General features: G+C 65.5%; 27 protein-coding genes and 4 pseudogenes. 27 read left to right on the top strand and 4 right to left on the bottom strand.

The window, feature by feature from the left end; genetic code table 11:
• The 4 genes from PIB19_RS08380 to PIB19_RS08365 all read left to right on the top strand — a co-directional run bounded on the left by PIB19_RS08380 (position 1) and on the right by PIB19_RS08365 (position 4,699).
• Positions 1 to 996, top strand: coding sequence for a M56 family metallopeptidase (locus tag PIB19_RS08380; RefSeq protein ID WP_271240423.1), 996 nt, complete (start codon positions 1 to 3; stop codon positions 994 to 996).
• Positions 972 to 1,631 (top strand): hypothetical protein, encoded by a 660-nt coding sequence (locus tag PIB19_RS08375; RefSeq protein WP_271240422.1) that lies wholly within the window; start codon positions 972 to 974, stop codon positions 1,629 to 1,631. The genes PIB19_RS08380 and PIB19_RS08375 overlap by 25 nt, the downstream gene beginning before the upstream one ends.
• 100 nt (positions 1,632 to 1,731) lie before the next feature.
• Complete coding sequence (locus PIB19_RS08370; RefSeq protein WP_271240421.1) at positions 1,732 to 2,469, top strand: hypothetical protein; 738 nt, start codon at positions 1,732 to 1,734, stop codon at positions 2,467 to 2,469.
• 157 nt (positions 2,470 to 2,626) lie between these two features.
• Complete coding sequence (locus tag PIB19_RS08365) at positions 2,627 to 4,699, top strand: TonB-dependent receptor plug domain-containing protein (RefSeq protein ID WP_271240420.1); 2,073 nt, start codon at positions 2,627 to 2,629, stop codon at positions 4,697 to 4,699.
• Between the two features lie 120 nt (positions 4,700 to 4,819).
• On the opposite strand, the pseudogene PIB19_RS23590 reads toward PIB19_RS08365, so the two are convergent.
• A pseudogene (locus tag PIB19_RS23590) lies at positions 4,820 to 5,479 on the bottom strand (alpha/beta hydrolase family protein); the annotation flags it as partial.
• Positions 5,480 to 5,555: 76 nt separating this feature from the next.
• On the opposite strand from PIB19_RS23590, the gene PIB19_RS08355 reads away from it, so the two are divergent.
• The 7 genes from PIB19_RS08355 to PIB19_RS08325 all read left to right on the top strand — a co-directional run bounded on the left by PIB19_RS08355 (position 5,556) and on the right by PIB19_RS08325 (position 9,803).
• Positions 5,556 to 5,939, top strand: coding sequence for a hypothetical protein (locus PIB19_RS08355; RefSeq protein WP_271240418.1), 384 nt, complete (start codon positions 5,556 to 5,558; stop codon positions 5,937 to 5,939).
• Positions 5,940 to 6,033: 94 nt separating this feature from the next.
• Positions 6,034 to 6,903, top strand: coding sequence for an alpha/beta fold hydrolase (locus PIB19_RS08350; protein ID WP_271240417.1), 870 nt, complete (start codon positions 6,034 to 6,036; stop codon positions 6,901 to 6,903).
• Positions 6,904 to 7,225: 322 nt separating this feature from the next.
• Positions 7,226 to 7,489 (top strand): hypothetical protein, encoded by a 264-nt coding sequence (locus tag PIB19_RS08345; protein ID WP_271240416.1) that lies wholly within the window; start codon positions 7,226 to 7,228, stop codon positions 7,487 to 7,489.
• Positions 7,414 to 7,941 carry a hypothetical protein gene (locus tag PIB19_RS08340; RefSeq protein WP_271240415.1) on the top strand — a complete coding sequence of 176 codons (528 nt, stop codon included), beginning with the start codon at positions 7,414 to 7,416 and terminating at the stop codon, positions 7,939 to 7,941. The genes PIB19_RS08345 and PIB19_RS08340 overlap by 76 nt, the downstream gene beginning before the upstream one ends.
• Before the next feature lie 43 nt (positions 7,942 to 7,984).
• The gene (locus PIB19_RS08335) at positions 7,985 to 8,536 is read left to right on the top strand and encodes a hypothetical protein (protein WP_271240414.1); all 552 of its coding nucleotides are present in this window, start codon (positions 7,985 to 7,987) and stop codon (positions 8,534 to 8,536) included.
• Positions 8,537 to 8,830: 294 nt separating this feature from the next.
• Positions 8,831 to 9,220, top strand: coding sequence for a four-helix bundle copper-binding protein (locus PIB19_RS08330; protein WP_271240413.1), 390 nt, complete (start codon positions 8,831 to 8,833; stop codon positions 9,218 to 9,220).
• Positions 9,221 to 9,290: 70 nt separating this feature from the next.
• On the top strand, positions 9,291 to 9,803 hold the full coding sequence (locus PIB19_RS08325; protein WP_271240412.1) for a hemerythrin domain-containing protein: 513 nt from the start codon (positions 9,291 to 9,293) through the stop codon (positions 9,801 to 9,803).
• Between the two features lie 87 nt (positions 9,804 to 9,890).
• Here the strand turns inward: PIB19_RS08325 and PIB19_RS08320 are convergent.
• Positions 9,891 to 11,223, bottom strand: a pseudogene (locus PIB19_RS08320) (MFS transporter).
• Between the two features lie 132 nt (positions 11,224 to 11,355).
• On the opposite strand from PIB19_RS08320, the gene cyoA reads away from it, so the two are divergent.
• The 8 genes and pseudogenes from cyoA (at position 11,356) to PIB19_RS08280 (ending at position 18,313) form a co-directional block, all read left to right on the top strand.
• Positions 11,356 to 12,402: a ubiquinol oxidase subunit II gene (cyoA, locus tag PIB19_RS08315; protein WP_271240411.1), complete on the top strand. Its 1,047-nt coding sequence runs from the start codon at positions 11,356 to 11,358 to the stop codon at positions 12,400 to 12,402.
• On the top strand, positions 12,403 to 14,403 hold the full coding sequence (cyoB, locus tag PIB19_RS08310) for a cytochrome o ubiquinol oxidase subunit I (protein ID WP_271240410.1): 2,001 nt from the start codon (positions 12,403 to 12,405) through the stop codon (positions 14,401 to 14,403).
• A gap of 1 nt (position 14,404) precedes the next feature.
• Positions 14,405 to 15,043 carry a cytochrome o ubiquinol oxidase subunit III gene (cyoC, locus tag PIB19_RS08305; RefSeq protein ID WP_271240409.1) on the top strand — a complete coding sequence of 213 codons (639 nt, stop codon included), beginning with the start codon at positions 14,405 to 14,407 and terminating at the stop codon, positions 15,041 to 15,043.
• A pseudogene (cyoD, locus tag PIB19_RS23585) lies at positions 15,040 to 15,315 on the top strand (cytochrome o ubiquinol oxidase subunit IV); the annotation flags it as partial. The gene cyoC and the pseudogene cyoD, both read left to right, overlap by 4 nt.
• 85 nt (positions 15,316 to 15,400) lie before the next feature.
• A pseudogene (locus PIB19_RS08295) lies at positions 15,401 to 16,103 on the top strand (SURF1 family protein).
• Positions 16,103 to 17,416 (top strand): ATP-binding protein, encoded by a 1,314-nt coding sequence (locus PIB19_RS08290; RefSeq protein ID WP_271240408.1) that lies wholly within the window; start codon positions 16,103 to 16,105, stop codon positions 17,414 to 17,416. Before PIB19_RS08295 ends, PIB19_RS08290 begins: the two are co-directional and overlap by 1 nt.
• Positions 17,413 to 17,952, top strand: coding sequence for a response regulator transcription factor (locus tag PIB19_RS08285; RefSeq protein WP_271240407.1), 540 nt, complete (start codon positions 17,413 to 17,415; stop codon positions 17,950 to 17,952). The genes PIB19_RS08290 and PIB19_RS08285 overlap by 4 nt, the downstream gene beginning before the upstream one ends.
• A gap of 133 nt (positions 17,953 to 18,085) precedes the next feature.
• Positions 18,086 to 18,313, top strand: a complete 228-nt coding sequence (locus tag PIB19_RS08280) for a hypothetical protein (protein WP_271240406.1) — start codon at positions 18,086 to 18,088, stop codon at positions 18,311 to 18,313.
• Between the two features lie 282 nt (positions 18,314 to 18,595).
• Here the strand turns inward: PIB19_RS08280 and PIB19_RS22975 are convergent, their stop codons facing one another.
• Both PIB19_RS22975 and PIB19_RS22970 read right to left on the bottom strand, forming a co-directional pair.
• A complete protein-coding gene (locus PIB19_RS22975) occupies positions 18,596 to 18,940 on the bottom strand; it encodes a hypothetical protein (RefSeq protein WP_336297294.1) in 345 nt (114 codons plus the stop codon).
• Positions 18,941 to 19,045: 105 nt separating this feature from the next.
• On the bottom strand, positions 19,046 to 19,531 hold the full coding sequence (locus PIB19_RS22970) for a hypothetical protein (RefSeq protein WP_336297293.1): 486 nt from the start codon (positions 19,529 to 19,531) through the stop codon (positions 19,046 to 19,048).
• Here PIB19_RS22970 and PIB19_RS22965 point away from each other — a divergent pair.
• The 8 genes from PIB19_RS22965 (at position 19,512) to PIB19_RS08240 (ending at position 26,059) form a co-directional block, all read left to right on the top strand.
• The gene (locus tag PIB19_RS22965; protein WP_336297292.1) at positions 19,512 to 19,973 is read left to right on the top strand and encodes a sugar transferase; all 462 of its coding nucleotides are present in this window, start codon (positions 19,512 to 19,514) and stop codon (positions 19,971 to 19,973) included. The two genes, PIB19_RS22970 and PIB19_RS22965, sit on opposite strands and share 20 nt — an antisense overlap.
• 116 nt (positions 19,974 to 20,089) lie before the next feature.
• Positions 20,090 to 20,269 (top strand): hypothetical protein, encoded by a 180-nt coding sequence (locus PIB19_RS08270; RefSeq protein ID WP_271240405.1) that lies wholly within the window; start codon positions 20,090 to 20,092, stop codon positions 20,267 to 20,269.
• 222 nt (positions 20,270 to 20,491) lie between these two features.
• Positions 20,492 to 21,697 (top strand): hypothetical protein, encoded by a 1,206-nt coding sequence (locus PIB19_RS08265; protein WP_271240404.1) that lies wholly within the window; start codon positions 20,492 to 20,494, stop codon positions 21,695 to 21,697.
• A 4-nt stretch (positions 21,698 to 21,701) separates the two neighbouring features.
• The gene (locus tag PIB19_RS08260; RefSeq protein WP_271240403.1) at positions 21,702 to 22,586 is read left to right on the top strand and encodes a polysaccharide biosynthesis/export family protein; all 885 of its coding nucleotides are present in this window, start codon (positions 21,702 to 21,704) and stop codon (positions 22,584 to 22,586) included.
• 52 nt (positions 22,587 to 22,638) lie between these two features.
• On the top strand, positions 22,639 to 23,583 hold the full coding sequence (locus PIB19_RS08255; RefSeq protein WP_271240402.1) for an ATP-binding protein: 945 nt from the start codon (positions 22,639 to 22,641) through the stop codon (positions 23,581 to 23,583).
• 363 nt (positions 23,584 to 23,946) lie between these two features.
• Positions 23,947 to 24,426, top strand: a complete 480-nt coding sequence (locus PIB19_RS08250) for a hypothetical protein (RefSeq protein ID WP_271240401.1) — start codon at positions 23,947 to 23,949, stop codon at positions 24,424 to 24,426.
• A complete protein-coding gene (locus tag PIB19_RS22960; protein ID WP_336297325.1) occupies positions 24,411 to 25,310 on the top strand; it encodes a GNVR domain-containing protein in 900 nt (299 codons plus the stop codon). The genes PIB19_RS08250 and PIB19_RS22960 overlap by 16 nt, the downstream gene beginning before the upstream one ends.
• On the top strand, positions 25,307 to 26,059 hold the full coding sequence (locus PIB19_RS08240) for a capsular biosynthesis protein (RefSeq protein ID WP_271240400.1): 753 nt from the start codon (positions 25,307 to 25,309) through the stop codon (positions 26,057 to 26,059). Before PIB19_RS22960 ends, PIB19_RS08240 begins: the two co-directional genes overlap by 4 nt.
• The last annotated feature ends 7 nt before the right edge of the window (positions 26,060 to 26,066 follow it).

The following is a 26,066-nucleotide window of genomic DNA, read 5'->3' as shown; positions in this document are numbered from 1 at the left end:
ATGGCCGTGCTGCTCCTCGCGCTCAAGTCGCTGCTGGTCGCCGCCGCGACTTTGTTGCTGCTGCGTCTCACGCGTCGCCGATCCGCCGCCGAGCGATCGACCATCGCGCATCTCGGATTGTTCGCATTGGTCGCGCTGCCGCTTGCGAGCCTGGCGCTTCCCTCGCTGTCGTTGCCGCTGCCCGAGTCGATGACGCACATCGTCGAGAGTGACACCGCGGCACCGCAGGCTACGACGACGACGCCGACATCGCAGATCTCAAGGGCATCGGCCGAACCGCTGACCCAGACCACGGAAGCGCCTTCGCGGCTCTTCGACAGCATGATCGTGGCGGCGCGGCACGCCTATCTGTTGCCGACCGCGGCATTGCTCCTCCTCACCTTCGCGGCATTGTTCCGTTTGGTCGGTCTCAGGGCGCGCGCGGAAGTGCTGGTCGAGCCCGAATGGCTGGCGGCGCTCGCCCGGGCGCAGCGGCGCATGGGTTTCAAGAGCGGCACGGCCTTGCTGCGGAGCGACGAACTCGCCTCGCCGATCAGCTGGGGATTGATGCGGCCGACGATCCTGCTCAGCGACGCCGCGGCGCGCGCACCGGAACAGGCCGAGGCGATCATCGCGCACGAACTCGCCCATGTCGTCCAGCTCGATTGGGCCAAGCTGATGCTCGCCCGCGTCGCCACCGCGGCTTTCTGGTTCAACCCGCTGGCCTGGGTGCTGGCGCGCGAAGCGCATCAGCTGCGCGAGGAAGCAGCGGACGATGCGGTGCTCGCGGCCAATATCGACGGGCCCGATTATGCCGAGCTGCTGATCGGAGTCGCGCGCCACGAATGCCGGGGGTGCTGCTCGGCGCGCATGGCGTGGCGCCCGCCAAGAACTCGCTGCACCGGCGTGTGGCGCGGGTGCTCGAAATCGGCCCTGCGCGTCAACGTTCGGGCAAGTCGTGGGTGGCGGGATTTGCCGCGGGCATGCTCACCATGGCCGCGCCGCTCGCAGCGGTGACGTTCGCCCCGAGTCAGGCCGCGTCGGTCGCATCCGAACCGACACGCACGACGGCAGCGGCATCGGCACCGACCGCATCACCGCACGCTGTGGCGGCAGCGGGCCCGGCAGCGCTCGATTACCGGGGATCGGCCGGGGCAGTCGCAGCGCCGCCGGCGCGCGTGGCGGGAAGCCCGCTTGCTCCCTCCGCCGCGGCCGCACAAACCAGTGCGTCGGACTCCGAGATCGATGCCGATCAGATCATCGAGATGCGCGCCCTCGGCATCACGCCCGGATTCAAGCGCTCGATGGCGCAGGCGGGCCTGCCGGGCCTTACGGTCGATCAGCTGATGCAGGCGCGATCGCTGGGCATAACGCCCGAATATGTCCGCGACATGCGCGCCGCGGGATTATCCGACTTCGAGGAACTGACCAGTGCGCGCGCCCTCCGGATCGAACCTGCCTATATCGGCGCGATGCGCAGGCTCGGGGTCAACGGCTCGATCGACGATTATCAGGGGATGATCAGCCTCGGCATCACGCCCGATTATGTGCGCAGGCTGAGGGCCCGCGGGATCCGCGTCACTTCGCCCGACAAGCTGACGAGCATGAAGGCCCTCGGCTTCGATCCCGACAAGGATAGCGACGACCCGTAACCGCGTCGCCTTCTCCGCAAACTTCTCACGTCCCCGAACTTCCCGAACGCCCTCTCCAGGGCGAACGCCACCCCTTTGCCTTTATCCAGGGAGATAGCTCATGCTTCGTACCGCACTCGTTTCGGCGGCGATGCTGCTTGCCTGCTGCGCATCCGCCGGCCCGCTCGTCGCGCAGGATCGCCTCACTTTCGAAATGCATCCCGGCGATCGCTCCGACGTCGAGCTGCGCGTCGAGCGCAATGCCGGCCGGGAGAACCGCAACAACTGGTCCCAGTCGCTGCCATTGTCCGATCTCGACGGCCTGACGCGCGACGCATTCGAGCGCGGCGGCCCCGTCCAGTTCCGCCTGATCCGTCCGGCCGGCACGCTTGCATGCGCGGGGACCGGACACGACCATCGTGCCGACGGCAATTGCGCGCTGACTCCCGATCCCACCTTTGCCGACCGACTCGCGTCGCGCGGCATCGCTCGGCCGGACAGGGACCAGAGCTTCGCACTCACCATGAGCGGCGTGTCGCTCGACGTGCTCGACAGCCTGCGTGCCGAAGGCTGGGCGACACCCTCTCTCGACGAAGTCGTCCAGCTCGGCATCTTCCACATCACTGCAGATCTGGTGCGCGGCTTCGCCAGAGCGGGCTACAAAGGCGGCGCGATTGAAACGCTGGTGGCGTTCAAGATCCACGGCGTGACGTCGGAAGCGATCCGGGACTATGCCGCGCTCGGATATGAAGGGCTCGGCCAGGAAAACCTGCTCGCCTTCCGCATCCACCGCGTCACGCCCGATTATGTGCGGTCGATGCGCGCGCTCGGCCTGCGCGGCCTCACCCCGAGACGCTGATCCAGCTGCGCATCTTCGACGTCACACCCGAATATGTCCGCGCTTTCGCCCCGGAGAGGCGGGATATCGAGGCCGGCGACCTGATCAAGCTGCGGATCGCCGGAGTCGGCCCGCAAGATTTGGGTGCCGGCAAATGAGCCGGAGACCTTCGAACCGGATGCTTCGTACGCGCCGGGACTTTGCCGGCGAATGGCTGGCGGCGAGCTTGATCCTGCTCGCGCCGGCCTCGGCGAACGCCCAGACCGATCAGGCCGCGGCCGCGAGCGCGAAGATATTCACTCCCGCAGACTTTGCGCGTTTCGCTCCCCGGACCGCCTATGACATGCTCACCCAGGTGCCGGGCTTCACCATTCGCAGCGCGGACGACACGCGCGGGCTGGGCGAGGCTTCGGAGAATGTGCTGATCAACGGCCAGCGCGTGACCGACAAGTCGGGCGGCGGCGCGACCGCGCAATTGGAGAAGGTGCCCGCCGGCGATGTGGAGCGCATCGAGATCAAGGAAGCGGCTTCGCTCGGCATCGCCGGTCTCACCGGCCAGGTCGCGAACGTGATCCTCAAGGCCGACCGCAAGGCGAGCGGTACGTATAGCTGGAGCCCGCAGTTGCGGCCGCATTTCGCCAAGCCGCGCTGGCTAGCCGGATCGGTGAACTATAGCGGGACCAGCGGCGCGCTCGGCTATACGCTGTCGCTCGTCAACAATCCCGGGCGCGGAGCGATGGGCGGCAACGACTATCGTATCCTGTCGCCGGACGGGGTGGTGATCGAGAAGCGCGACCAAGTATATTGGAACAGCTTCGATCAGGCGCGGCTTTCCGCGATCCTCAAATATGGCGGCGAAGGCCCGGTGCGGGCCAATCTCAACCTCGCTTTCGAACCCTATTGGAATCGCGGCGACAATTTCCAGCGCCGCGTGCGCATCGATGGCAACGACAACGACTGGGACAATCGCCGCCGCACGCATGGTTTCCAGTACGATGTCGGCGGCGACGTCTCGGTGCCGCTGGGCGGCGGCCGGCTCAAGCTGATCGGCCTGCGCCACTATGAGCATGCGCCGGCGACCTACGACCAGCGGACCGACTTCGACAGCGGCGCACCGTCCGTGGGCACGCGCTACGGACAGGATTCGAAGATCGGCGAGACGATCGGCCGCCTCGAATATCGCTGGAAGGGCGGCCGCAACGACTGGACCCTCTCGATCGAGCGCGCCGACAACCGGCTTGCCCAGATCAGCACGCTGGCCAGTCTGCAGTCCGACGGCAGCTATGCCGACATCCCTTTTCCGCAGGGCAGCGGGACGGTGGTCGAGAAACGCTATGAGGCCGTTGCGGCACTGAGCCGTCCATTATCGTCGAAACTGGACCTCCAGCTGGCGGGCGGCGCCGAATATTCGGAACTCGCCGATCTGGGAAGCACCGAGCCGGCACGCCGCTTCTTCCGGCCCAAGGGCAGCGCCGCTTTCGCCTGGCGCCCCGCCACGGGCTGGGACGCGAGCCTCAAGTTCGAGCGCAAGGTCGGGCAGATCAGCTTCTATGACTTCCTCGCCAACCAGGACATCACCAACGATCGCGAAAACGACGCCAATCCCAATCTCGTGCCGCCGCAGAGCTGGGAGTTGACCGGCGAGCTCGGCCGCAATCTCGGGCGATGGGGCAAGACCCGGCTCAAGCTGTACCGGCACTGGGTGGAGGATATCGTCGACCACATCCCCGTCGGCATCGACGGCGACGCGGTGGGCAATCTGCCCAATGCGACCCGCTGGGGCATGGAGAGCATCAGCATGATCCAGTTCGAGCCGATCGGCTGGAAGGGCGCCAAGCTCGACGCCGATATCGGCTTCGAACGGAGCCGGGTGCGCGATCCGCTGACCGGGGAGGAGCGCGTGATCAGCAATACGCGTGATCGCTGGGCCGAAGTGACGCTGCGCCACGACATTCCCGGGACACAGGTCGCCTGGGGCCTCGGCATCTCCCTCCAGCATTACGGGCTCGCTTATTATCTCGACGAGATCAACCAGAGCTGGGAGGGCCCCTATACCAGCGCGTTCATCGAGCTGAAGGACGTGAAGGGCCTCAAGGTGAATTTTCAGGTCTTCAACCTCAACGACGGCCATGTCCGCAACTACCGCACCGTCTATTCCGGCCGCCGCAGCACCGCGCCGGTGAGCTTTTACGAGCGCCAGCACCAGATGGTCGGGCCGATCTTCACCTTGACCGTTCAGGGGACCTTCTAGGGTAAGGGCATCCCCGCGGAAGCGGGGATGCCGGCAATCAAAAGAGCCGCAGTTGCTTGGGGCCCTTTGCCCGTCGAATCGCGCGTCGATCCAATCCAATGTCGCGGTTGCTTCGGTTCGGGCGACGGTGGCATGCTCGCCGCCCTGCACCGACAGGAAGCGCACCGTTTTGCGGAGCGTGCAGGCGCGCCGGGCGAAATCGCGGACGACCGCGGGGGCGACGATCGTATCGCCGGTGCCGGTCGCGATCAGCACCGGGACCGCAAGGGCGGCGGGCGATGGGCTGTTTTCGCGCATCAATTGGCCCCACGGCTTCCTGGTGCTCAGGTCGAGCTTGCGGATCGCCCGTTGCACGATCGCGATGCCGATGATGGTGCCGAGCTTGGGCTTCGCGTTGAACTGGACGCAATTATTGTCGGCAAGCCGCGTCATGACGTTCTGGACCGAACGCGAGCCGAAATCCGTCATCGGCGCGCCGAAGTAACGCGACCAGCTCGTCGCCGTGTAGGAAGTGAGCAGCGCCCGCACGCGCGGATCGCTGCCCTCGGCAAAATTGCGGGCGAGGTCGGTCGGCGGAACGATCGCAGTGATTCCCGTGAGTTGAAGCTCGGGCGCATAGCTCCGCCAGATCTGGCCGGTCCACAAGGCCGCATGCCCGCCCTGCGATTCACCCCAGACCGCGAAACGGGTTCCGGCATTGGCCGCGGGAATGCCGCGCGCCGCCCGTACCGCATCGAGCGTCGACCGGCCTTCGCTCTCGCCGACGAGCACGGGGTGCACGCCGTCGGAGCCCAATCCCGGATAATCGGGGGCCACGACGGTGTAGCCGCGCCCGATCGCGTCCTGCAGCCCGGGAATGACGGTGAAGTTGCCGTCACCCGATGACGGCGCGCACCGCTGTGCGATACCGACCAGGCCGTGCGTCCACGCGATGACCCGGCGCGGGCCGCCGTTCGCCCGCGCATCGGGCGCGATCACCATGCCGGTCACCTGGATGGGCTGGCCGCGCTCGTTCGTCGTCCAATATTCGACGCGCCAGGCCCGCATGCCCGGCGGAGCCGTACCAACGGGCCGGGCTGCGATCAGCGTGCCGGCGCGCTGCGCCAGGGCGGCCTCGGGCGACAGGACCAATAACGTCGCCGACAGGAAAGTCAGCATTCCGAGAATATTACGCATTGGATTGCTCCTCGAAAACGAAGTCGGAGTAGCATGTCTGAGCATTACAGAAAACGTGGCGTAGAACCGCCGGATTGCGTGGCCGCCGACACAGATTTCAAAAGGAACAGCCTTCCGCCTCCGCCGTTATTCCCGGCGGATTTCAGCCAGGAGCCGGAATGCCCGTTCCCGTATTCCATCGCAGGACGAATGTCGGCGGTATCGACATCTTCTATCGAGAAGCCGGGCCGCCGAATGCCCCGGTCGTGCTGCTTCCCCATGGCTATCCCTGCTCCTCATACGAATTCAGGGACTATATGCGCCATCTCGGCGAAGACTGGCGGCTGCTCGCGCCGGACTTTCCCGGCAACGGCTACAGCGCCACGCCCGAAGCCTTCGCTTATGATTTCGACGGTTTCGCCTCCTTTCTCGAGGATTTTGCCGATACGCTGGGCGTGGGGCGGTTTGCGCTCTATCTCCACGATTTCGGCTCGCAGATCGGCCTTCGGCTCGCGATGCGCGATCCGGGACGCGTCGCCGCGATCATCATCCAGAACGGCGATATTTATGAAGATGTCCTCGGCGCCAAATATGCCGGGCTCAAGGATATCTGGAAGATGGAACGGGCCGAAGGGCTCGGCAAATTGCGCGAGTCCATCTCAAGGGATCATTTCAAGGACGAGTTTTTGAACGACGTCCGTCCCGAACTGGCCGAGCGGATACCGCCCGATCTTTGGGAACTGCACTGGGCGCTGATGACGGAGCGGCGTCAGGAGATCGCTGCGGGCATCATCTACGACCTCAAGGACAATCTTGCGTGGTTTCCGCGCTATCAGGCCTATTTGCGGGAGCATTCGCCACCGGCACTGATCCTGTGGGGGCCACAGGACGGCTATATGCCGGAGGAATCGGCGCGCGCGTATCTGCGCGACTTGCCCGATGCGGAACTCCATCTGCTCGATGCCGGGCACTGGCTGCTCGAAACCAGTCTCGCCGAAGCGGTCGATCGCACGCGCGATTTCCTGAAGCGGGTCCACCGGGATCCTTAAGGCACCGAACCAAGATCGGCCGGAATGTGCTCCTCGTCCGCGCCAGAAGGTTCGCGGCCCTCCAGCGTCCTTTACGAACGGGCATACTGGTGATCTATCGAACCAGTACACGACTCCGAGGTGATCTCATGCCCCGCTTGCTGCTTGCTTCGTTCGTCCTGTCCGCCATCGCCGCCGCCACGCCCCTCGGCGCCACGCCTGCCCCGGCAACCACGGCCTTGGTCGAACAGGCGCTGGCCGTGCAGGGGGCAGGGCGAAGCTCGAGGCAATTCAGGCTGTCGAGCTGCGCGGGATCATCCATCGCCAGGCCATCGAGCAGTCTGTGCGACCCGAAGGCCCTTATTTCGAGGCTGTCAGCGACCTGACCGAGATTCGGCGCTTCACCAGCCCGGCGCTACGCCAGCAGCTCAAATCTCGCGGCTATCTCGGGAGCTGGTGGGTCAATCCCGAATGGAGCGATACCGCGAGCCTGGTCATCGACGGCGCGGCGCTTGCCTGGCGCGGCGGCAAATGGGTTCCCGGGTCGCAGGCTGCCGTCGCAACCGCCGGGAGTCGCTCGCGCTCGGTCCCGAGCGTATCCTCCTGACGGCGCTGGCCGCCGGAGATCTCCAGCGCGGCGCGTCCGCCACGCTCCACGGCTACGCGCACGATACATTGCACTTCAGCTATCATGGCGCACAGGTCAGGCTCTATCTGCTCCCCGAAAGTCATCTGATCGCCGCGGCCGACATCGTGCGTGCGCATCCTCTCGACATGTTCCTGTCGTCCTGGGGCGATGTGCGCACCCATGTCGAATGGGCTGCATGGACGCTCGAGCCGAACGGGATCCGTTATCCTCGCCAGTGGACGTTCGATGTGAACGGCACGCGCGAACACTCGGTCCTGGTCGATGCCGTCGCCTTCGATCCGGGGATTGACGCCAGCTTGCTCGATGCGAGCGCGGACACGATCGCAGCGGCCAAACGCTCTGTGCGCCCGATCGCCGATTTCCTTTCTCCACCTCCCGCAGTGTGGAGGCCGCACCTGGCATCACTCTGATTCAGGGTGCCTGGAACGTGGTGGTGGTGAAGTCGGCGGAGGGGTGACGCTGATCGAGGCACCAATCTCGGGCGGATTTACCAAAGGAGCCCTCGACCACGCCCGCACGCTTGGACCATTACGGCGGGTGATCTCGACCTCGGACAGCTGGCCGCATATCGCGGGTCTGCGCGAAGCCGTGGCGCAGGGCGTTCCCCTCACTCTGCTGGATCGCAATGTGCCGCTGGTCGAACGTCTGCTCGCCGCCCCACATATCAGCGCGCCGGACAGCCTCGCGCGCAAACCTGTCCGTCCCAGGATCACGCGCATCGCGCAGGCCGCAACGCTTGGCAGCGGCGATGCGGCGATGCGGCTGATCCCGTTCCATACGGCCACCGGCGAGCGCCAGATGGCAGTCTATTGGCCCAAACATCGCCTGCTCTACACCAGCGACCTGATGAGCGTGCAGCCGAGCGGCGTTTGGCTACCGCAATATCGTGACGAAGTTGCCGAGCTGATCGCGCGCGAAAGGCTGGACGTCGAGACGGTGTTCGGCATGCATTATGCCCCGATCAGCTGGGACAAGGTGAAAGCGCTCCCTGGCATTGTGCCGTGAGGTCGTCGATCATTTCTCGGTGGCGGTGTCGACTGCTGCCAATCGCCGTCGCGCTGGTTCGCCTGGAATAAAGTCATGATATAAAACAGGTTACGTTCCGTCTGCTCACAGGAACCTGGGGGCCGGCATGTCAGTTCAAACGGCATCGCAGTCAGTCCGGAGACGACCGATGCCGCAAGGCGACAACGACAAATATACCGACAGGCGGAATCGCAAGGGTGGTGCCAGCCAGGATCGGTCGGCCGCTGTTAAGAATGGCTGGGAAACCCGCCGCAAGCGCGGGACGGCGGCGTGATGTCGATCGCGAGGATGGCGGCGCTTCATCCCGCTACGAATGACCGGGTCAACGAAGCGCTGGCGGCCGCGGCGCGCCATGCGATGTTCTGCGCGGCCATGTGCACCTCCTGTGCCGATGCCTGCTCGGCGGAGGACATGGACATGCGCCAATGCATCCGCGTCTGCCTCGATTGCGCGGATATATGCCAGGCGGCATCGCGGCTCACGCTCCGGCAGACGGGCCGGAATGCGATGATCCTGCGCGCGACGCTCGAACTCTGCGCGCATGCCTGCGAGGCGTGCGCGGAGGAATGCGACAGGCACGCGCACGAACATTGCCGGCTCTGCGCGGAGATGTGCCGCGAATGCGCGCAGGATTGCCGCAAGGCGCTGGCCAGTATCCAATGAAATTCATTCGCAGCGGGAACTCCTTGGTCGCCGGCGCTTTGCTACGCTCGAACCATCAGGGAGAATTGTCGTGCCGGATCAGGAATATACCGATGCGATCGCGCTGCTGAAGGCGGATCATCGCAAGGTAGAGCAGCTGTTCGAACAATATGAGGGCGCGAGCGCCTCGGCGGCGAAGAAGAAGCTCGCGCACCAGATCTGCGTCGAGCTCAAGATCCATACCGCGATCGAGGAGGAGATCTTCTATCCCGCTTTCAAAGGCAAGATCGAGGGCGACACGCTCGACGAGGCCTATGTCGAGCATGACGGCGCCAAGATCCTGATCAACGACATCGAGGCGGGAAGCCCCGGCGACGATTTCTACGACGCCAAGGTCAAGGTGCTCTCCGAAGAGATCCAGCACCATGTCCACGAGGAAGAGATGCGCGGCGAGGGCATGTTCGCCCAGTGCCGCAAGACCGATGTCGATCTGGTCGCGCTGCGGGATGCGATGCTGGCCCGCAAGCAGGAACTGATGGCGCAGGAAAAGAGCGCCGGCCTGCCGCCTGCGGAACCGCGTGCGGTGAACCTGCAACCCGCCTGAGCCGGGCAGATCAGGTTGAGGCCTCATATCCAAAACGAAATGGGGACCAGACTGTTGGTTAAATCAACAGTCTGAGTGATCCTCAACCTAATCGGCCTTGCGGCCCCATTCCTTGTTGATGCCCAGGGCCGCGAGGGTGCAGATCGCGCCGGAGAGCAGATAGGCGCCGACCGACCAAAGGCCGAACTGGCTGGCGAGCGTGAGCGCGACGAGCGGCGCGAAGCCCGCGCCGATCAGCCAGGCGAGGTTCGACGTGAGCGCCGCACCAGTGTAGCGCCGCTGGGGCGTGAAGCTGCCGTTCACTGCGCCCGAGGATTGGCCGAAAGCCAGTCCGAGCAAAGCGAAGCCCGCGATCATATACACCGTCTCGCCCGCGCCGCCGGCGCCGAGCAGCTGCGGCGCGAAGCCGCTATAGGCGCCGATCAGCACTGCCGACACGCCGAGCACAGCGCGCCGCCCGACCCGATCGGCGATCACGCCCGAGGCCATGATCGCGAGCACGCCGACCACTGCGCCGACCATCTCGATGACGAGGAAGCGGACGGGCGGCTCGCCGGTATAGAGCGCCACCCAGGAGAGCGGGAACACCGTGACGAGGTGGAACATCGCAAAGCTGGCGAGCGGGGCGAAGGCGCCGAGGATCACCGTGCGGCCTTCCTCGCGCAGCGTCTCGCCGACCGGAGCGGGCTGGAGCTCGCGCGATCTCGAACAGCTTCTCGAACTCGGGGGTCGCCACCAGCCGCAGCCGGGCGAACAGCGCCACGACGTTGATCGCGAAGGCGACGAAGAACGGATAGCGCCAACCCCAGGACAGGAAGTCCTCGGTCGACAAAGTCGACATGAAGAAGGCGAACAGGCCGCAGGCAACGAGCAGGCCCAGTGGTGCCCCCAATTGCGGGATCATCGCGTACCAGCCGCGCCGCTCATGGGGCACGTTGAGCGCGAGCAGCGAGGGCAGGCCGTCCCACGCGCCGCCCAATGCCGCGCCCTGGCCGAGCCGGAACAAGGCGAGCAGCCACACCGCGGCGATGCCGATCTGCCCATAGCCTGGCAGGAAGGCGATCGACATGGTCGAACCGCCGAGCAGGAACAATGCGATGGTGAGCTTCACGCCGCGGCCGTGGTTGCGGTCGATCCACATGAAGATCAGCGAGCCGATCGGCCGCGCGATGAAGGCGAGCGCGAACAGCCCGAACGAATAGAGCGTGCCGGTCAGCGGATCGGCGAACGGGAAGATCAGCGACGGGAACACCAGCACCGAAGCGATGGCATAGACGAAGAAGTCGAAGAACTCGCTGGTGCGCCCGACGATCACGCCGATCGCGATTTCGCCCGGGGCGACGCGGTGGTCACGCGCGGTCACGATGCGCGCGTCGCGCTCGAGGGGCGTCGATGTGGACGCGGCGATCGGTGCACTCATTCGCTTTCTGCTCCGGCGGCCTGATTCGATGTTATTGCGTTTCAACGCCCGTTGCACCAGAAAAGCGCACGAGTGGGGATAGGACAAAATGTCCAATGTCGGCGCATGGGCGCGTCGGGATAGGCGAGGTCCATGCGCGACTACCTGAACCTGCCCACTGCTCGACGCGCCCTGGGAGCGCTGTGCCTCGCGGTGCTGCTCGCGGGCTGCAAAGGCGACGTGCTCGATCCCGCCGGGGATATCGCGCTCCAGCAGCGCGACATCATCTACATCTCGACGGCGCTGATGCTGCTGATCATCGTGCCGGTGATGGCGCTGACGATCGTCTTCGCGTGGCGCTATCGCGAGTCCAACAAGGAAGCGACCTACGATCCCGATTTCGATCACTCGACGTCGCTCGAATTGGTCATCTGGTCGGCGCCGCTATTGATCATCATCTGCCTGGGCGCGCTCACCTGGTGGAGCACCCACCTGCTCGATCCGTACCGCCCGCTGAACCGGATCTCGGCCGAGAAGGCAGTGGATCCCAAGGCCAAAACGATGGTGGTGCAGGTCGTCTCGCTCGACTGGAAATGGCTGTTCATCTACCCCGAGCAGGGCATTGCGACGGTCAACGAGCTGGCCCTGCCCGTCGATCGCCCGGTGCGCTTCGAGCTGACCTCGACCAACATGATGAACACCTTCTACGCGCCGACTTTGGCGGGGATGATCTACACCATGCCGGGGATGCGCGGCACGCTCCACGCAGTGCTCAATCGGCAGGGGCGGTTCGACGGCATGTCGGCCAATTACAGCGGTGCCGGCTTCTCCGACATGCGCTTCAAGCTCTACGGCGTCGACCAGGCGGGGTTCGATGCCTGGGTGGCGCGCGTGAAGGGATCGGGCCGCGCGCTCGACACCAAAGGCTTCCTGACGCTCGAGAAGCCCAGCGAGAAGGTGTCGCCGATGTATTTCGCGGGCGTCGAAGGCGATTTGTTCGAGCGCATCTACAAGCGCTGCGTGCGTCCCGGCACCCCCTGCATGAACGGGATGCACGGCGGCCACGGCTCGATGCCCGAGAGCGGAAAGCCCGAAGGCGCATTGTTCAAGGGAGGCGAAGAGAAGGGCCGGGGCGAGAGCCTTACGCCGCCGCCGGGTGCGCAAAGCAGCCCAGCACCGCATTCGCACCAGGAGCACTAAATGTTCAACGAATCGCTGGCGCGCACCATATTCGGCCGCCTTACCTTCGAATCCTTTCCGGTCCACGAGCCGATCCTTCTCGTCACCTTCGCGGTCGTCGTGCTGCTCGGTCTCGGCCTCGTCGGCGCGGTCACCAAATACCGGCTCTGGGGCTGGCTGTGGCGCGAATGGTTCACCACCGTGGACCATAAGAAGATCGGGATCATGTACATGATCCTGGGCATCATCATGCTGCTGCGCGGCTTTGCCGATGCGCTGATGATGCGGCTCCAGCAATCCTTGTCTTTCGGGGCGAGCGAAGGCTATCTGAACGCCCACCATTACGATCAGATCTTCACCGCGCACGGCACGATCATGATCTTCTTCGTGGCGATCCCGCTCGTCGTGGGGCTGATCAACTTCGTCATGCCGCTCCAGATCGGCGCGCGCGACGTGGCGTTCCCCTTCCTCAACAATCTGAGCTTCTGGCTGACGGTCGCGGGCGCGGTGCTCGTGATGATCTCGTTGTTCGTCGGTGAATTCTCGCGCGCCGGCTGGCTCGGCTATGTGCCGGTCTCGAACCTGCAGAACAGCCCGGATACCGGGCCCGATTATTATCTATGGGCGCTGCAGATAGCCGGCATCGGCACGACGCTGTCGGGCATCAACATGGTCGTCACGATCATCAAGATGCGCGCGCCGGGCATGTCGCTGATGAAGATGCCGATCTTCTGCTGGACCGCTCTGTGCAGCAACGTGCTCGTCGTCGCGATCTTCCCGGTGCTCACCGCCACCTTCGCGATGCTGATGCTCGATCGCTATGTCGGGACCAATTTCTTCACCAACGATCTCGGCGGCAACCCGATGATGTACTGGAACCTCGTGTGGATCTGGGGCCACCCCGAGGTGTATGTGCTCGTCCTGCCGGTGTTCGGCATCTATTCCGAGATCACCTCGACCTTTACCGGCAAGCGGCTGTTCGGCTATTCGTCGATGGTCTACGCCACTGTGGTCATCACGATCCTGAGCTATCTCGTCTGGCTCCACCACTTCTTCACCATGGGATCGGGCGCCAGCGTCAACAGCTTCTTCGGCATCGCCACCATGGTGATCTCGATCCCCACCGGCGCGAAGATCTTCAACTGGCTCTTCACCATGTACCGCGGCCGCATCCGCTTCGAGCTGCCGATGATGTGGGTGGTGGCCTTCATGCTCACCTTCACGGTGGGCGGGATGACCGGCGTGCTCCTCGCGGTGCCCCCGGCGGACTTCGTGCTCCACAATTCGCTGTTCCTCGTGGCGCACTTCCACAACGTGATCATCGGCGGGGTGGTGTTCGGCCTGTTCGCGGGGATGGATTACTGGTTCCCCAAGGCGTTCGGCTTCAAGCTCGACCCTTTCTGGGGCAAGATTCACTTCTGGGGCTGGGTGATCGGCTATTGGGTGGCGTGGACTCCAATGTACATCGCCGGGCTGATGGGCGTGACCCGCCGCGTGCGCCATCTCGACGATGCGACATTGCAGCCGCTGTTCGTGATCGCGGCGATCGGCGCGGTGATCATCCTGATCGGCATCGCGGCGTTCATCATCCAGATCGCGGTGAGCATCAAGAACCGCGACAAGTTGCGCGACACCACCGGCGATCCGTGGGACGGCCGCACGCTCGAATGGGCGACCTCGTCGCCGCCGCCGGCCTATAATTTCGCATTCACGCCCAAGGTCCACGATCTCGACGCGTGGTACGACATGAAGCAGCGCGGGCACGAAGTGCCGCAGACCGGCTTCCAGTCGATCCACATGCCGCGCAACACCGGCGCGGGCGTGATCCTCTCGTTCCTCGCCCTCGCGCTCGGCTTCGCGATGGTCTGGTACATGTGGTGGCTCGCGGCGCTCTCGGCAGTGGGCCTGTTCGTCGTCTCGATCGCCCACACCTTCAATTACAACCGCGACTATTTCATCCCGGCGGATGAAGTCGCGCAGGACGAAAGCGAGCGCCTGAAGCTGCTCGGCGCAGGAGCCTGACATGGCGAGCGACGCAATGACCGCCGAGGGCGCGGCGAGCCCGACCTTCTACCTCGTCGAGGAAGAAGGGCATCACCACGAGACCGGCGGCAGCACCGCTTTGGGCTTCTGGATCTACCTGATGAGCGACGCGCTCATCTTCGCGACCCTGTTCGCTACGTATGGCGTGCTCAGCACCAGCTATGCCGGCGGGCCGACCCCGGCCGAGATCTTCGAGCTGCCTTTGGTCGCAGTGAACACGGCTCTGCTGCTCATTTCGTCGATCACCTATGGCTTCGCGATGATCGCGATGCAGGAAGGCAGGCTGAACGGCACCCGGCTGTGGCTGGTGATCACCGGGCTGCTCGGCGTGGGGTTCGTCGGGATCGAGCTGTTCGAGTTCAGCAGCCTGATCCACGAGGGCGCGACGCCGCAGACCAGCGCCTTCCTGTCGGCCTTCTTCACTCTCGTTGCGACGCACGGGCTGCACGTCACGTTCGGCATCATCTGGCTGTGCGTGATGCTGGTCCAGCTCGGCCAGCGCGGGCTGCATCCCGAGAACCAGCGGCGGCTGATGTGCCTCAGCATGTTCTGGCACTTCCTCGACGTCGTCTGGATCGGCGTCTTCACCTTCGTCTATCTGCTCGGAGTCCTGCGATGAGCGCGCCCCACACCACCCCCGAAGCCGCGCACGGGCACGAAGGCTTCTCGCGCCGCGGCTATCTGATGGGCTTCCTGCTTTCGGCGGTGCTCACTGCGATCCCGTTCTGGCTGGTGATGACCGGCGCGCTGCAGGACAAGCAGGCGGCTGTGCTGATCGTGATCGGATTAGCGGTGATCCAGATCCTGGTTCACACCATCTGTTTCCTACACCTCAACACCCGCTCCGAGGGCGGCTGGACGCTGATGGCCTATATCTTCACGGCAGTGATCGTGCTGATCGTGATCACGGGATCACTGTGGATCATGTACCATATCAACGGCAATATGATGCCCGCGCCGGCAGGGGCTTCGGCTCCTGACATCCGGCGCGCGGCGCAATTGGTTCCTCGCGTTCGCGCTGCTCGCCTGCGCGGGCTTCACGGCGCTGGGCGTGTGGCAGATCGAGCGGCGGGCGTGGAAGCTCGACCTGATCGCCAGGGTCGATGCCCGCATCCATGCGCCCGCTGCGCCCTTGCCGGAGCGCGCCCACTGGGCGCGCGTAAATACGCGTGATGATGCCTATCGCCATGTCCGCGTAACCGGCAGCTTCCTCCACGATCGCGAGACGCTGGTTCAGGCGGTTACCGCACGGGGTGCGGGCTTCTGGGTGCTGACGCCGCTACGCACCGCCGAGGGCGTGGTACTGGTCAATCGCGGCTTCGTGCCACCTGAGGGCCGCGACCTGACGAGCCGCCGTGCGGGGCTGGGGCCGGTAACGGTCACCGGCCTGTTGCGGATGAGCGAGCCGGGCGGAGCGTTCCTGCGTTCCAACGATCCTGCGGCAGGGCGCTGGTACTCGCGCGATGTGGCAGCCATCGCCCGCGCAAGACGGCTGGGCGAAGTCGCACCGTTCTTCATCGACGCCGATGCGACGCCCAATCCCGGCGGCTACCCCGTGGGGGCTGACCGTCGTCGCTTTCCCCAATAACCATCTGGTCTATGCATTGACCTGGTTCGGACTCGCTGCGCTCTCGGCCTGGGGTGCGGCACTGATCCTGCGCAAGGCAAGGCGGAATTGATGGACGCGCCACTTCTCGCACTCACCCGCAAGCGTGCCGGCGCGCCGAGCGGCCCCTCGCCCGAAAGCGCCGCGGCGGACAATATGCGCCAGCTCATCCAGCTGCGCTGGATTGCGGTCGCGGGGCAGGTCGTCACGATCTTCGCGGTGCATTTCGGGCTCGGCGTGGTGCTGCCGCTCGGTCTGATGCTGGGCGTGGCCGTCGCGCTCGCCATCGCCAATTTGACCGCGACGCTCGCGCTGCCGCGTCACCGGGTGCACAATGGCGAGATCATGGTGGCGCTGCTCGTCGACATGACCGCGCTGACGCTCCAGCTCTATTTCAGCGGCGGCGCGACCAATCCGTTCATCTCGCTCTATCTACTCCAGGTCGTGCTCGGCGCGATCCTGCTTCCGCGCGGATCGGTCTGGGTGCTCGTGGCGGCGACGTGCTTTTGCTACGCGCTGCTCAGCGTCCGCCACATTCCGCTCGTGCTTCCCGCTTCGCTGCTGGCCGAGAGTGCGGACCTCTACCGGATCGGCAACTGGATCGGCTTTGCGATGGTCGGCACCTTGCTCGTGCCCTTCGTCACCCGGATCAGCCACAATCTGAGCGCGCGCGACGCCTATCTCGCCGGGCTGCGGCAGCAGGCGGTCGAGGAGGACGGGATCATCCGCATGGGGCTGTTCGCGTCGGGTGCGGCGCACGAGCTGGGTACCCCGCTCTCGTCGATCTCGGTGATCCTCGCGGACTGGCGCCGCATGCCGCGGATCGCGGGAGATCCCGAACTCGCGGCCGAAGTCGCCGAGATGCAGTCCGAAGTGCAGCGCTGCAAGGTCATCGTCTCGGACATCCTCCATTCGGCGGGCGAGCCGCGCGGCGAGGCGATGGCGAGCACCCCCGCGCGTGCTTTCCTCGAGGTGCTGGCGGAGGAATGGCAAGTCGCGCATCCGCACGTCCCGCTCGTGTTTCGCGCAGTGCTTCCGCCCGAAGCGACGATCCCCGCCGACCCATCCCTGCGACAGGCGATCTGGAACCTGCTCGACAATGCCGGCGAGGCCTCGCCCGGCTATGTGGCGCTCGACGCAGGGATCGAAGGCGAGGCGCTGGCGATCGGCGTCTCCGACCACGGGCCCGGCTTCCCGCCCGATCAGCTCGCGAGCATCGGCAGGCTCTATCAATCGAGCAAGGGCGCGGGCCACGGCCTGGGGCTGTTCCTTGCGGTCAACGTCGCCCGGCGGCTGGGCGGACGGCTGGAAGCGAGTAACCGCGAAACTGGGGCGCAGGTCCGGCTGGTGCTGCCGCTGGTCGTTCCAGTGGAAGGGAGCGAATGACATTGGAACCCAGCCGAAGACTCGTGCTCGTCGAGGATGACGAGACCTTCGCGCGGACGCTCCAGCGTTCGCTCGAGCGGCGCGGCTATGAGGTCGCGCTCGCCCGCAGCCCGGGCGAGCTCGATGCGCTGATCGAAACGCAAGGCTTCGAGTATGCGGTGGTCGATCTCAAGCTGGGTACCGCATCGGGCCTGCCTTGCGTCGCGAAGCTCCATGCGCACGATCCGGCGATGCAAATCGTCGTACTGACCGGCTTTGCGAGCATCGGCACCGCCGTCGAGGCGATCAAGCTCGGCGCGCTTCACTATCTCGCCAAGCCCTCGAACGCCGACGATATCGAGGCGGCGTTCGGCAAGGCCGGGGGCAATGCCGGCGAGCCGATCGGCGCACGTCCGACTTCGATCAAGACGCTCGAATGGGAGCGGATCAACGAGACGCTGGCCGCGACCGGCTTCAACATCTCGGAGACCGCGCGACAGCTCGGCATGCACCGCCGCACGCTGGCGCGGAAGCTGGGCAAGCGCCCGGTGAAGTGAGGGCGTCCGGTAATGCGACAGCCGGTGCCTTGCAGGCCTCGCCGATTGCGCTCGAAAGATGGTCTGCAATGCTATACAGTCCACAGCGCAGGATCGAGGCCGAGGCGTCCGTATCCTGCGACGAGAGGATGCAATGTCGGAAGGATCAGGCGGGCCGTGGACCTCGTCGGGAGCGCATATATCGGCGCCGCCGCAGGAAACCGCACATGCTGCTGCAGCCGAGCCGATCGAACGCGGCGGACGCTTCCCCGATTTCCCCACCGAACGCGCCGAGCGCGGCATCCAGATGCTGTCGCGACTCGCCGGACCGCTGGTTTTCTTCCTCGCGCTGGGCGGAATCGCATGGTTGCTGCTCAAGTAACTGATCAAGCGTGATTTTGCGCTGAGTGCGGGGAAGTCGGATTAACCTGGATTTGGTTGCCGGATAAAACCCACCGATTTGCCGTCCTATCGGCGAATCTCTCTCCGGCACGGGTCGTCCCAAAAAGGCCGGGTTTTCCCCGACCCCGGCTTGCCTTCGCGCCGAGCCTGTGTCCTGCTGCATTGCAGCAAGCGCCTTGCCGATGTTCGGGCGGCGAATTGCTGGCCCTTTGCGGGTGTGTTGTGTCAGGGAGTTTCGGGGTGTCGCATGTCAAAGATTGACCTAGCGATCCACGGTTATCCGAACCGAACGCCGTTCGCCTCCGCGGCGCGGCGAAGTGCCAAGGTATGGTTGTCGCTGACTCTGATCGGCGCCGATACGCTGGCGCTCATCATCAGCTTCGCGATCGGCCTTCGCGTCGAGCAGCCCGGCACCATCTCCGGCGATGTGTGGACCTCCTTGCTGGGAGTGATCCTCGTCCATGTCGGCATTTCCTTCCAGAACCAGGCTTATGGTACCAAATGCCTGACCAGCGCGGCATGCAGCACGCGCCAGGCGCTGCTGTCGGTCGCGGGCACGCTGCTGTTGTTCCTGCTGGTGGTATTCTCGCTCAAGGTGACCGGGCATCTGCCGCGTCTCGCGCTGTCGGTGGGCATCGTCTCCACCACGGTCCTCATCGTCAGCCAGCGATTGCTGCTCTGCTACCTCGTCCGTCGTGCCTATGGCGACCGGCTACACACCGAATTGGTGATCGTCGACGGCGGAAATGTACCGGATGCGTGCCTCGGCAGCGATATCATCGATGCCGGCGCGGCGGCGTTGCGCTCGGATCTCGACGATCCGTACATGCTCAACCGGCTCGGCACGCTGCTGCGCCATTATGATCGCGTCGTCATCAGTTGCGCGCCCGAACGCAAGGTGGAATGGGCGCAGGTGCTGAAGGGCGCCAACATCCAGGGCGAGATCATCGTCCCGGAGATCGGAGAGCTCGGGCCGCTGGCGGTGCATCAGCTGAGCGGCGTCACCACTGTCGTGGTCTCGCGCGGGCCGCTGAATCTGCCCAACCGCGCCAAGAAGCGTGCGTTGGATATCGCGTTCACCGTACCGGTGCTGATCGCATTGCTGCCGCTGATGATCACGGTCGCGATCCTGATTCGGCTCGATCTCGCCGGGCCCCATCTTCTTCCGGCAGGAGCGGATGGGGCGGGGGAACCGCATCTTCCACATCCTCAAGTTCCGCAGCATGCGCATCGAGACGAGCGATTCGGACGGCACGCGCTCGGCGAGCCGCGACGACGACCGGATCACCCGGATCGGCCGCTTCATCCGCCGGACGAGCATCGACGAACTCCCGCAGCTGATCAACGTGCTGCTCGGCGAGATGAGCCTCGTGGGGCCGCGCCCGCATGCGCTCGGCTCGCTCGCCGGCGACGAGCTTTTCTGGCGCGTCGACCGCCAATATTGGCATCGCCATGCACTCAAGCCGGGAATCACCGGCCTCGCGCAGGTCCGCGGCTTCCGCGGCGCGACCGAGCATCGCCGCGATATCGTCAACCGGCTGGAAGCCGATCTCGAATATCTCCACGGCTGGAGCCTGATGCGCGATCTCGGCATCCTTGCGAAGACCGCGCAGGTATTGGTGCACAAGAATGCATATTGATGAGGAGAGGCTGGGCGAGCGCGAATTAACGATCGCCAACAAGCTTCCATAAAGGATTTTCAGTCATAGCCGCTGCCGGGCAATAAGGGTCTCAGGCAGTGGCGGAAAATTGGTTGATGGCGAGGGACGCCGATGCGGGCTCTGCCGATAATGCGCAGGCGGAGCCGATGTGGCTGATGCCCGCGGACCTTCGCGAGCCGATCGCGGAACGCCTGATCCAGGCCGGCTCGCGCTGGGCGGGAATCGCCAGCTTCGTCGTCGCCCTGGGCGCGATCGGGCTCTGGCTGCTGGGCTGATCGCCCGGGTCTGAACTTCGCTGACGGCACGTGTTGCCGCCCAGAAACAAACAAGCCGTGCCGTTGGCGCGACCAACTGCATTTGCCCCGGTGGGCACCGGCGCTCGAACGCTCTAGCATGATCAAATTGCTGCACTGCAATGAGGTCGAGAGCGCGTGCTTAGCTCTGACGAAAGAGTAACTGGATCAAATTCTCTCGCAGCTGCGAACGGCTGCGGGCGTATGCGCCGATATGTTGCCGCGGCGCGGCGAATGCCCTTGCTGGCGGCCGGCGGCGCGCTGCTCGGCGCGCTCTCCGGCGTTCCGGCTTATGCCCAGGATGCGCCGCGACCCGAGCCGAAGCCGCAGGCCGACCAAGGGCTGCGGATCGTGCCTTCACTGACCGCAGTTTATGATGACAATGTCTATCGCGTCGATTCACGGAGAGAGGATCCCGTCGCCGACGTGATCATCACGCCCGGGGTCGAGATCGGCTATGACCGCGATATCGGAATCGCCGCCGTCAATCTGCGCGCGTACGCGGGCTATGACCGGTTCATCTCCGAAAGCCAGCGGAGCAAGCCACTTCTCGAACTCGAAGGTTCGGGCAAATATGTCCTCGCCGGTCAATGCTGGGTGCGGCCGTCCGCGAGTTATCGCCAGCAGCGCGCCGATTATGGCGACATCAACAGCGCCAGCGAGAATCTCCAGAAATTCTCGACGCTCGGCGTTGCGGCCGATTGCGAGCGCCCCGCCGGCCTCTATCCGGTCGTCGCTTGGCAGCGCGACACTACGCGCAACGGCGACGGCTTCAAATATGCCGATCAGACCAGCAACCTCTACCGCGCCGGCATCGGCTATGCGCGGCCGAGCTTGGGCAAGCTGACGGCTTATTATGAGCACGTTACCAGCGAGCGGCCCCAGCTCGCGGTGGAGAATCGCAGCGACGCTTATGGGCTGTCCTTCTCGCGCTCGGTCTCACCGCTGACCTCGATCGATGCCGACGTCCGGTGGATGCATGTCACCAGCACCGCCGCGGTAAGCAGTTACAACGGGCCGGGCTGGGACGTCCGCATCTCGACCATGGCGATCCCGCGCGTGAAGCTTACCGGCGCCACCGAGCGCACGATCGTCAACGACAGCCTGATCGCGACCGGGTTCGCGGTGCGCACCGCATGGCGACTCTCGGCCGATATTGCGTTGAGCGAATTGACCACCATCGGCGTATATGGCGAACTGGCGCGGCGCGATTTCCGCCAGGACGCTGCGATCCGCCCGTTCAGCTATACGCACGATCGGACGAACCAGTTCGGTTTGATCGCGCGCCGCAAGATCACTGAGGCCCTGGCCCTGGATCTCACGCTGTCGCATCTCGACCGGTCCACCAACAGCGACGTCTCGAACTATCGCGCCAATCGTGTGTCGCTTGGCGCAACCATGAGGTTTTGAACCTATGAGGAACATTTTTCTGACCCAGAGCCGGCTCTTCACCGCGGCGCTCGCCGCATCTGCCCTCGCCTTGCCGGTAGCGGCGCAGACCACTGGCGCGGGCGCTGCCGCAGCGCCGGCGGCGCCTGTCGTAGCGTCTTCCGCGCCTCCCGGCGCGGCAGCTGCGCCTGCCGCTCCGCCTCGTGCCGCCGCGGCGGAAGGCTATCGGCTCGGCCCCGACGACGAGGTCAAGGTCTTCATCTATGGCCAGCCCGATCTCTCGGTCACCACGCGCGTGAAGGCCGATGGCACGATCCGGCTGGCGATGCTCGGCGCAGTCGATGTGCGTGGCAAGACCACCGCGGAACTCGCCGATGCGATCGCGGCGGGATACGCCCAGGGCGGCTATCTCGAGCGGCCTTCGGTCAATGTCGAAGTGTCGCAGTTCGTCAGCCGCTTCGTGACCGTCCTCGGCAACGTGCCTCAGGCCGGCAATTATCCGCTCGACCGGCCCTATACCGTTGCCGGGATGCTCGCCCGTGCGGGCGGCGCCACCGCCACCGGCGCCAATGCCGTCATCCTCACGCCTGCCGACGGCAGCGGACCCGTCCGCATTTCGCTCGCCGAGATGAATGCTGGCGCCAGCCGGCCGCTGTCGCCCGGGGACATCCTGTTCATTCCGCCGGCGGAGAAGGTCTACGTCTATGGCCAGGTGCAGTCGCCCGGCGCGTTCACCTTCGTGCCCGGCCAGACCTTCCGCCAGGCGCTGGCGCTCGCCGGCGGACCCACGCTCGCGGGCTCGACCAAGCGCATCAAGGTGCGCCGCGCGGGCAAGGAAGTCGAAGGGCTCAATCTCGACGACCCCGTCAAGCCCGAAGACGTGCTGGTCATCCGCGAGAAGCTGTTTTGAGTGCGACGCAGAATTGGAGTCACGGCATGAGCTGGAGCGAGCGATTGCAGCATTGGCTGCGGGGCTGCTTGGCGGAGACGCCGGCAGCAGACGTATTCCCGAGCGGCTCGATTTTGACGCGCCGGCGGACGAGGAGGTCGCGGTGCCGATCTCGGGCGGTCGTGCGGTGAGCGCGGGGCCCAGCATCGCGTTCCGGCGCAACGCCGTGTTCGCGGCGTTCAATACCGCTGTACCGGTGAGCGATCGCCATGGGCTGGCAGGACGCAAGAAGGAGTTGGCGCGGCTGATCGACGCAGTGGTCAAGCAGCGCAAGCATGCATTGATCTACGGCGCGCGCGGATCGGGCAAGACTTCGCTGGCGCGTGTGTTCGGCGATCTCGCCGACGAGGCGGGATGCGTCGCGCTTTATGGCTCGGCGAGCGAGGGCGCCGGCGTCGACGGGCTGTTCCGCCCGTTCCTCGACGAGCTGCCGCTCCAGCGCGGGATCGCCGCGACGATCCCGGCGGACCGGCCGATGAGCGTCCAGCAAGTCGCCAATCTGTTCGTCCAGGGCGTCAACCAGCGCACCTTGCTGATCGTCGACGAGTTCGATCGCGTCGCGGCCGAGCGCACCCGGCACGAAGTCGCGACGTTGCTCAAGCTGCTCACCGACATGCATTCCATGGTGCAGATCGTGCTGGTCGGGATCGCCGGAAATGTCGACGGGCTGCTCGCCGCGCATCCCTCGCTGCGCCGCCATTTGTTCGCCCAGCCGGTATCGCCGATCGAACGCGACGAGCTCGCCGGTTTGCTTCGGCTGTGTGCACAGCAGGCGGGGTTGTCGTTCGAGGAAGAGGCGGTCCAGACGATCGTCTCGGCGGCGATCGGATCGCCTTATCATGCGCGGCTGTTCGGCATGCATGCCGCGCTCGCGGCGGAGGGAGCGGGGCGCGATCGCGTCACGCTCGCCGATGCGCAAAGGGACTTGCCGAGGCGCTCGCCGAGTGGAGCGATTTGACCCCGGACGTCTATGCGATCTTCGCGCGCGCGCTTGGCGAGGCGGGTCCGCTTCGCGGCATGGTCGCACTGGCAGGGGTGCTCGCGGCGCACGCGCCGGTGCTCACTTTCGAACGGGTGGCCGCAGCGGGCACCGATCTATTCGGCGAGGAATTGGGCGGCCCGACGGCTGTCGATCGCACGATCGGGCTGATCGCTCCGGCGCTGAGCGAGGACGGCATGCCCGGCGAGCTGCAGTTCGCGGATTCGCTGTCGCCGCAATTCCTCGTGCTGATGGCGAACGGCACCGCGTCTCGGCCGCGCGAGGCTGCGACGTCGGATCGTGAAACGCTCGACGCGCGTGAGCTTCTCCAGGAGTCGGGCTATGACGATCAAGGCAGCCGATCTGCTCGAGGCGCTCAAGGCGCGCTGGCTTCTGGTCGCGGCGATCGCCGGCGTGTTGTTCGCGGTCACCGCGGGCATCGCACTGGTGCAGCCGCGCCAATATCTGGGGACCTCGTCGCTGCTCCTCGATCTGTCGCAGACGGATCCCACCGACAGCAGCACCCAGCAGCAGCAGGGGCGCGTGGAGACCGACTCGATCATCGCGACGCAGGTCGATCTGATCAAGAGCGCCAAGGTGACCGACGCTGTCGCCAAGGCCGCGGGCTTCGTCGATCAGGTTCCCGCCGATCTTCCCCCGAAGCGCGTCTCCAGCAGGCGGCGGCACGCGTGCGCGCCGGGCTCACGGTCACGACGGGGCGGCAGAGCAATGTCCTCCAGATCCAGTTCCTCGATCCCGATCCGGCGGTCGCCGCGCGGGTCGCGAACCTCACCGCGCAGATCTACATGCGCGAGCAGGTGAGCCTGCGTGCTTCGGCAGCGCAGGGTTCGGCGGAATGGTTCGAGGCGCGCACCGCCGATGTCCGCCGCCGCTACGAAATCGCGCAGAAGAAGCTCTCCGACTTCCAGCGCGCGCACGACATCATCGGCATGAACCGCATGGATCTCGAGGCCGAGAAGCTGAAGAACCTCTCGGCCTATCTCGTCCAGGCGCAGGCCGATGCCGCCGCGGCGCATTCCAAATCAGGTTCGGGCGCGGTGCCCGAAGTGGCGACGTCGCTGGTCGTCCAGAACATCCAGGAAGCGATCGCCACGCAGGCGGCCAAGGTGGCCGAGCTCGGCAAGTCGCTGGGCCCGAACCATCCGCAGATGACCGCTGCCAAGGCGCAATTGAGCGAGCTTCAGGGCCATCTCAGCGAAGCGCGCGGGGTTCAGGCATCGTCGATGACCGCCAACAGCGGCGCCGCGAGCCGGCGCGAGGCGGAACTGCGCGGCGAGATGGCGGCGCAGGAGGATCGCATGATCCGGATGTCGGGCGTGCAGGACCAGTTGATGGTGATGCAGCGCGATGTCGAGGCGGCGCGCCAGACCTATGACACGGTCCGCCAGCGCTTCAACGAAGCCGCGCTCAAGAGCCAGATCTCGCAGCCCAATGCGAGCTCGCTCGATCAGGCGTCGGTGCCGTTGTTCCCGGCGCGCCCGAGCCTGCTCTTGTGGTTCGCCGCGGGGATCGCGCTGGGGCTGTTCGCAGGTGTCGCCGTGGTGGTGCTGAGCGAAATCCTGCGTCCGCGCGTCCGCACGGTGAACGGCCTCGCGGCTTCCACCGAAGTCGAGGTCATCGCCGATCTCTCCCCCAAATCACGGCCCGTCGAGGGTCTATTCATGCCACGTCAGGAGGTTGCATGAGGCTCCGTTCCACTGCGGGCGCAAACCCGCTTTTCGCCGAGGCGACGGTCCATCCGGCGAGTGATGCCGAAGCGCCGGCGCAGGGCGGTCTCGCGCTGCTCGACAGGAGCGACGATCGCGTCGATCCACTGGTCACCGCGGCGTTCGATGCCGACGATCCCTATGTCGCCAAGGTCCGCAAGGTCCGCGCCAAGCTGCTCGCAACGGCGCGCGAGGCGAGCGGGGCGGACGGCAGGCTGCGGCTCGCGATCCTGTCGCTGCAGGGAGGCGACGAGGCGTCGATCCTCGCCGCCAATCTCGCGACGGTGATGGCGCAGATGGACGGGCCGACGATCGTCGTCGACGCCGATATCGACCGGCCGTCGCTCGATCGGCTGCTGCGGCTGCCCAACCGCATCGGGCTCGCCGAGCAGCTGGGCGGCATGGCGCTGCGCTTGCCGGTACTCCAGACCGCGATCGACCGGCTGTGGCTGATGCCCGCCGGTCAGGCGGCAGGCGGTGCGGCGACTCTGGTCGAGAAAGGCTCGCTGGCCGAAGCGGCGGAAGGCTGGAACCTGCCCGACGCCAATCTGCTCGCCTTCCTCGCCGAGCGGCCGCGCGGAGGAACCGCGTTCGGCAACATGCTCGAAAAGTTCGACGCGGTCGTGGTCGTCGCGCGGCGGGGCGTCACGCCCGTCGCCGAAATTCGCCGCGTCATCGACGATCTCGACCGGCATCGCATCCCGATCGCCGGTTCGGTGGTGAGCTGAGAGGCGC

Origin of the sequence: Sphingomonas sp. 7/4-4, assembly GCF_027941955.1 — a bacterium.
Taxonomy (GTDB): domain Bacteria; phylum Pseudomonadota; class Alphaproteobacteria; order Sphingomonadales; family Sphingomonadaceae; genus Sphingomonas.
Note: the sequence above shows the minus strand (reverse complement) of the source record. Positions and strands in the feature narration are given on the sequence as shown.